The following is a 6,800-nucleotide window of genomic DNA, read 5'->3' on the forward strand; positions in this document are numbered from 1 at the left end:
GGAAGCGGAGCCTTAACCGCAGATCCAGGCCGGAGGGATGATCCATGCGAGCGGGAGTTCTGGCATGCGCGGCGGGAGCGGTTCTGTCGCTCGCTGCCTGCAACACGGTGACGCGCGGGGTCGAGGAGACGGTGATCATCAGCGCCAGCCCAGCCTCCGCCCGGATCCGGACGTCACTCGGGCACGCATGTCCGCGCTCGCCTTGTCCCGTGAAGGTCAGCCGCAAGACCGAGTTCACCGCCTATGCGGAAGCCCGAGGGTACCGATCCGGGGCCCTCGTTGTGAAACCGGTGCTCACCGATCAGGCCGCTCCAGGGGTGCTGGGAAACGCGATCCTGCCCGGCGGATCACTCGGTCTCGTCCTGGATGCCGCAAACGGGGCCATGCTGGACCACAAGCCGAATCCGGCTCACATCGACCTCGTGCCGGTGGGCCGGGCCAGAATGCGCTAACCTGCCAGAGGCAGCTGCAACGCCCGTTGCGTTCGGCGCCGCTCCATTGAGGGCAACCGAACGGGGTGTGGCCCCTTCGGGATCGGGCAGCGACGTTCCGACTTTTCCGAATGTCCGGTGCTTGCCACGTGAGCGGACATTCGGCGTATCACAGCCATGTGCCAAGGCATGACATTGCGAGAATGTCGCGATTATGGACTTCGGCCCTCGCCTCCTCTCAAACGAGGGAGCCGAGGGTATGGCAACCAACCGACGCAGGGATAACATCCATCAGCGGTGAAACACCCAGCCCTTGAGTTGCGGGATAGGCTCATCGGCGGCCGCACTGTCCGGACGGGGGACATACCCACTGACAAGGGACTCCGCCTCTTCCAGGCGTGCCGCAATCAAGGGCGTCCAAAAGCCGTAGGTTTCGTTGCGACGGGAAAGAGCTTTCTGCTGTGTGAGCCTAGCCGATTTGCGTCGTAGATTGGCCAGGGAATGACCGAGGAGGGCGATGATCGTCAAGGAACGGACTCCTTCATGGGAATTCTGTGATCCTTGAGCGTTTCCTTCGCGCAATATGGCTATTTGCCCGGCAATTCCAAACAGTGAAGTCCGCATGTTTGTCATGCAGGCAGCACATGATTGCATGGACTTCCGCGTAGTTCCTATCCCCGGCGGGTTCAGGGCGACGGGAATGGCGGGCAGAAGCACATAGAATCGAAGGGGATCACATACCCCCTTCGATCCCTTCGATTGTTTTCGACGTGCGAACGGTTACGAAACCCTAAGAGGCGCGAGGCGCTGCCGTATAGAGATCTGCGAACCGGTCGCGCAGCACGTTCTTCTGCACCTTGCCCATCGTGTTGCGCGGCAGATCATCGACGAAGACGACCCGCTTGGGCAGCTTGAATTTCGCCAGGCGTCCGTCGAGTGCCGCCAGGACCGTCTTTTCATCGACGGCTGCCTCCTTGGAACGGACGACGACCGCCGTCACGCCTTCGCCGAAGTCCTTGTGCGACACGCCGATCACGGCACTTTCGAACACTCCCGGAATGGCATCGATCTCGTCCTCGATCTCCTTTGGATAGACGTTGAAGCCACCGGTGATCACGAGATCCTTGCCACGGCCGAGAATGTGCACGTAGCCGCGCTCGTCGATCTTGCCGAGATCGCCCGTGATGAAGAAGCCGTCGGGGCGGAACTCGGATGCGGTCTTCTCCGGCATGCGCCAGTAGCCCTTGAACACGTTTGGGCCCTTCACCTCGATCATGCCGATCTCGTTTGTCGCCAACTCCTCCCCGGTATCCGGGTTGGTGATGCGCGCCGACACGCCGGGCAACGGCAGGCCGACGGCGCCGGGCACCCGGTCGCCGTCATAGGGATTGGAGGTGTTCATGTTCGTTTCGGTCATGCCGTAGCGCTCGAGGATGGCGTGGCCGGTGCGGGCGCTCCACTCGCGGTGGGTCTCGGCCAGCAAGGGAGCGGAGCCCGACACGAACAGGCGCATTCCGGACGTTGCCTCCTTGGTGAGGCCCGGATGCTGCAGCAGGCGGACGTAGAAGGTGGGAACGCCCATCAGGGCGGTGGCTTGCGACATCAGCCCAAGGATCTCGTCCGCGTCGAACTTCGGCAGGAAGATCATGGACGCGCCGGAGAACAGGGTGACGTTGCTGGCTACGAACAGCCCATGGGTGTGATAGATCGGCAGGGCGTGGATCAGCACGTCGTCCGCTGTGAAGCGCCAGACCTCCTTCAGGGTCAGGGCATTCGACACGAGATTGTCATGAGTCAGCATGGCGCCCTTGGAGCGGCCGGTCGTTCCCGACGTATAGAGGATTGCCGCCAGATCATCGCCGGCCCTCTGCACCGTCTCGAACGCCTCGGAGGCATTCGTGGCTGCATCCACCAGCGTGCCCTGTCCTTTCGCGTCGAGCGTTTCGACTAAAGCTCCGACCTTCGCGGCGAGTTGTTCGACCCCTTCCCGCTTGCCCGGATCGCAGACGACGAGCGAGGGCTCAGCGTCACCGATGAAGTATTCCAGCTCGGCCAGCGTATAGGCGGTGTTGAGAGGCAGATAGACAGCACCGGCCCGGACGGTCGCCAGATACAGGACCAGGGCGGGCACCGACTTCTCGACCTGGACGGCGACACGGTCGCCGGGCTTGACCCCGCGGGCGGCCAGCACGTTGGCCAGCCTGCCTGACTGGGCGATCAGGTCGGCATAGCTGATTGCCTTTCCGGCCGGTGTGGTGATGGCAGGCTTGGTGAGCTCGGTGATCGAGCGTTCGAGCCGGTCGAACAGGTTCGCATTCATGGCATGGGCTCCGAAGCGAGGGTCGATGATGGACCCGATCAAAATGTTTGGGAACGTTGCGGTCATGGCGAGGGCACCAGATCGCGGGAGGGCAGATCGGCCCGCAAGGCCTTGCGGACGCCAGGCGACGCAGCGACCACGCCTTTCTCGGCGAAGGCCTCGTGGTTCCTCTCGATCTCGTCGAGAGCGTAGAGGTAGTTGACCATCAGGCCATGCGACTGCTTGAGTCCCTTCGGGGACACGTCGCCGAGGAAGTTCAGGCGCTCGAGCCGCGCCCCGTTGCCGAGATGGAAGCGGGCCACCGGATCGACGGGACGACCTTTAGGATCCCTGGCCTTCAGGAAGTAGTACGCAGCGACCGACAGGAGCACCTCGCGGACCCTCTCCGCCTTCTCCGGGTCATTGCTCCAGGTGGGCTCATCGAGGATGCCGAGGATCTCCTTCGACGCAGCATCGAGGCAGGCGGACTCCTCCGTCTTGCGCTCACGCTCCAGCCAGCGTGCGAAGCCCGGGACGGGCGAGAGCGTCACGAAGGTCTTGAGGTTCGGCAGCTCGCGCTTGAGGTTCTCTACCACCTGCTTGATCAGGAAGTTGCCGAAGGTCACACCGCCCAGGCCCTTCTGCGTGTTCGAGATCGAGTAGAACACGGCGGTCGTCGCATCGGTCGCAGCAATTGGAGTGCGGCCCAGGTCGAGCAGCGGACCGATCGCACCGGGGATCTCCTTGGTCAGCGCGACCTCGACGAAGATCAGCGGCTCGTCGACGAGCTGCGGATGGAAGAAGCCGTAACAGCGCCGGTCATCCGGCTGGAGGCGGTTGCGCAGATCATCCCAGTTCTGGATCGCATGCACCGCCTCATAGCGGATGATCTTCTCCAGGATATTGGCAGGCGTGGTCCAGTCGATCGGTCGCAGCACCAGAAACCCCCGATTGAACCAGGATGAGAAGAGATGGGAGAAGTCCGCATCGACGCATTTCAGCTCCGGGTGCTCGGGCAGGTACTCGAGCAGCTCCTCGCGCATCTGCACCAGGGCCGAGGTGCCGCCGGGAGCCAGGTTGAGGCGCCGGATCAGTTCCTGCCGTCGAGGCTCCGCCGCGGCATGCAGGCCCTCGAGCGCATCCGTTCCCTCATCCTGGCGTACTGCTTCGATGGCAATCTCGATCCGACGGCGATCAGGCCCGAAGCGATCCGCCAGCGCCTGGAGAAACGCGAGGCGATCCGCGCTCGGCGCGGCGCCGTAACTCGCCAACAGAGTTTGCGCAAGCGCCACCCCTGAGGCCTCACCTCTGCGCGAGAGCAGCATCTCACCCACGGCGGGGAGAGCATCCTTGGCGACGATCTCCCGCGCCGCTTTCTGACCGAGCAGGGAACGCCCCCGCTCGGTCAGCGTGTCTATCAGGTCGCTCAGGAATGCAGGCGCTGACTCCAACCCAGCCATTGATCGAGAAAGCTTCACGTTCTCCTCCTTCGTCCACATCAGACGATCAGCCTTAAAGCACGACGAACAGGGCCCAGACGACGATCGGCGCGACCACTGTCACAATGGCGCCATAGGCCATGAGTTTGCGGAAGAACGCTTCTCGGTCGACGCCCTGAGCATTGGCCAGGACAAGAGCACCATTGGTCGAGAAGGGGCTCACATCGACGATAGTAGAGGCGACGGCCATGGCGGCAATGAAGCCGATCGGACTGACGCCGGTTCCCGATTGCAGGAACGGAACGGCGAGCGGGATGAGGGATCCAAGGACCGCCGTCGAGGAGGCAAAGGCGGAGACGACTGCGCCGATGAAGCACAACAGGAGTGCAGCCAGCATCGGAGAGGCCAAGCCAGCGACGCTGTCGCCGACAAAGGAGATGGTGCCCATCTTCTCGAGCACGACCACGTAGGTGCTCACGCCTGTGATCAGCATGATCTCCGGCCATGAAACCTGTCCCATGGCGCGCTTCTGCAAGTTCGGCGCGATCAGCGACAAACCCAGGCCGATGGTGATCGCCACGAAACCGATATCGAGATTGAAGGCCAGGGTGAGCACCGCCAGCAGGATGAGGCCCCCGAGGGTGAGTACCCGATACCAGTGCGGCCCCTCGGCCGGCGTCTCGCTGACATCGCCGCTCGCGAGCGGATCGTCGCGACGATTGCCGAGTCTCCTCTCTTCAGTCAGGGCTTCCGACTCGGCGTCGCCATAGACTTGAGGACCGGCCTGCGGGATCGTCACGGCAACATGCGGAACAGCCAGCGCCAGATTTCCGGCTGTGCTCGGAACCGCCGCAGGAGCCACGGACACTGGTGCCGGAGTGGCGGCCATGGCGTTCGGGCTGGCCTGCTGGCCTGCCGACACATCCGCCCTGGCCTGAAGGAGCCTGCGGCCGCCGAGAGCGAAGAAAAGCAGAACGGCAACCGCCAGGTTGACGCCGAAGCTTGCTAGGAAGGTCACGATCTCGTTGAGCGGCAGACCGGCCTTGGCCACGATCCGGTTGGTGATGCCGCCATAGATGCTGATCGGCGAGAAGCCGCCGGCCTGAGCGCCGTGGATAACCATCAGGCCCATGAGCAGCGGATTGATGCTGTACTTCAAGGCAAAGCCGAGCGCGATCGGCGCGATAATCGCTACCGCACCGGGACTGACCGCACCGACGGATGTCAGAACGGCCGAGATTCCGAACATGATCCATGGGATCGCGGCAATCCGACCCCGCACGGCACGAACTGCCAGCCGGACGAGCCAGTCGATGGTACCGTTGTTCTGAGCAATGGCGAAGAGAAAGGTGATCCCGACCAAGGTCAGGAACAGGCCGCCGGGGAAGCCGGCGATGATGGCGCTGGTGGTTTGGCCTGCCACCAGGGTTCCGACCAGGAAAGCGCCGACGAAGGCCAGCACACCCATGTTGATCGGCAGGATCGTGGCGACCACAAACATCGCAACGAGAGCATAGATTGAGATCAGCTGTGGTGACATGGCACCCGCTCCTCTGTTTCCTCCCTGCGTCGGGTGGACGAGTGGCGTCAGGCCGGCTCGCGGGGATTGCGCAGGCGGATCCCTCATTGCCCTTGCATGAGAGACTGCGCGTGTTTGCATTACATGTCAATAATCTTGTATACAATAAATCCCTTGTGAGATTATATGCACCTGTCGTATGATGCCCAAGAGCAGGACAAGTACTATGCGACGCGCTCAAGCCTTACGGGATGCCCTCGAGCAGGACATTGTCACGGGCAAGTTCCGCCCCGGCGACCGGCTCGACGAGCAGAGCCTGGCGGCTCGGTTCGAGGTTTCGCGGACCCCGATCAGAGAGGCCTTGATGCAGCTTGCCTCGACAGGACTGGTGGAGTTGCAGCCGCGCCGGGGCGCGTTCGTTGCCTCGCTCAGCTTCAAGGACGTCGTTGAGCGGTTCGAGGTGATGGCCGCCCTTGAGGGGATGTGCGGAGCGTTAGCGGCTCGCCGCATCACAGAACCCATGCAGCGGGAGCTTGAAAAGGCGCATGAGGATTGCGTTCGTGAGGCGTCGCAGGAGAACGCAGACGCCTATTACTATGCCAACGAGCGCTTCCACCACGTCATCTACGAAGCCTGTCAGAACGCGTTCCTGGCGGAGCAGGCGCAACACCTGCATGCCCGTCTTAAACCCTATCGGCGGCTTCAGCTTCGGGCCCGCAGCCGTGTCGCGAACTCGCTCGCGGAACACCAAGGCATCGTCGATGCGATCCGTGCCGGGGACAGCGACCGGGCCGAGCGGCTCCTCAGGGAGCACATCCTGATCCAGGGCGAACGCCTGGCCGACTTCATTGCCAGCTTCGATCGTGCGGCCTAGTCGCCGGACGACGCCTAGCGAGTTCCGGCGGGGTCAAGCCGCCGAGGAGTGTCGCGCACGAAACTGACGAGGACGCAACGGATGTCTCCCGACCTGCTTTCCCGCCGTACGATCGCCTTCGTCAACATCGCGCATGCGCTCGACCATTTCGTCCTTCTGATCTACCCGACAGCCGTGATCGCCATCGCGGCGGAGCGACACCTGTCTTATGCCAGCCTCATCGGCCTCGCGACGGGCG

6 protein-coding genes are annotated in these 6,800 nt (G+C 63.1%); 2 read left to right on the top strand and 4 right to left on the bottom strand.

Annotated features, from left to right (window positions below; translation table 11 throughout):
• Positions 1 to 44 precede the first annotated feature (44 nt).
• Positions 45 to 452: a translation initiation factor 2 gene (locus ACS5Q1_RS32480; RefSeq protein WP_473102082.1), complete on the top strand. Its 408-nt coding sequence runs from the start codon at positions 45 to 47 to the stop codon at positions 450 to 452.
• A 270-nt stretch (positions 453 to 722) separates the two neighbouring features.
• On the opposite strand, the gene ACS5Q1_RS32485 is transcribed toward ACS5Q1_RS32480, so the two are convergent.
• The 4 genes from ACS5Q1_RS32485 to ACS5Q1_RS32500 form a co-directional block, all read right to left on the bottom strand.
• The gene (locus tag ACS5Q1_RS32485; protein WP_473102083.1) at positions 723 to 959 is read right to left on the bottom strand and encodes a hypothetical protein; all 237 of its coding nucleotides are present in this window, start codon (positions 957 to 959) and stop codon (positions 723 to 725) included.
• 262 nt (positions 960 to 1,221) lie between these two features.
• The gene (locus tag ACS5Q1_RS32490; RefSeq protein ID WP_473102084.1) at positions 1,222 to 2,751 is read right to left on the bottom strand and encodes a malonate--CoA ligase; all 1,530 of its coding nucleotides are present in this window, start codon (positions 2,749 to 2,751) and stop codon (positions 1,222 to 1,224) included.
• Between the two features lie 62 nt (positions 2,752 to 2,813).
• On the bottom strand, positions 2,814 to 4,190 hold the full coding sequence (locus ACS5Q1_RS32495) for a malonyl-CoA decarboxylase (RefSeq protein WP_473102087.1): 1,377 nt from the start codon (positions 4,188 to 4,190) through the stop codon (positions 2,814 to 2,816).
• Between the two features lie 52 nt (positions 4,191 to 4,242).
• Positions 4,243 to 5,709, bottom strand: a complete 1,467-nt coding sequence (locus ACS5Q1_RS32500; RefSeq protein WP_473102085.1) for an SLC13 family permease — start codon at positions 5,707 to 5,709, stop codon at positions 4,243 to 4,245.
• 205 nt (positions 5,710 to 5,914) lie between these two features.
• Here ACS5Q1_RS32500 and ACS5Q1_RS32505 point away from each other — a divergent pair, with 205 nt between their 5' ends.
• Complete coding sequence (locus ACS5Q1_RS32505; RefSeq protein WP_473102086.1) at positions 5,915 to 6,562, top strand: GntR family transcriptional regulator; 648 nt, start codon at positions 5,915 to 5,917, stop codon at positions 6,560 to 6,562.
• Positions 6,563 to 6,800 lie beyond the last annotated feature (238 nt).

The organism is Microvirga sp. GN3 (genome assembly GCF_055792825.1).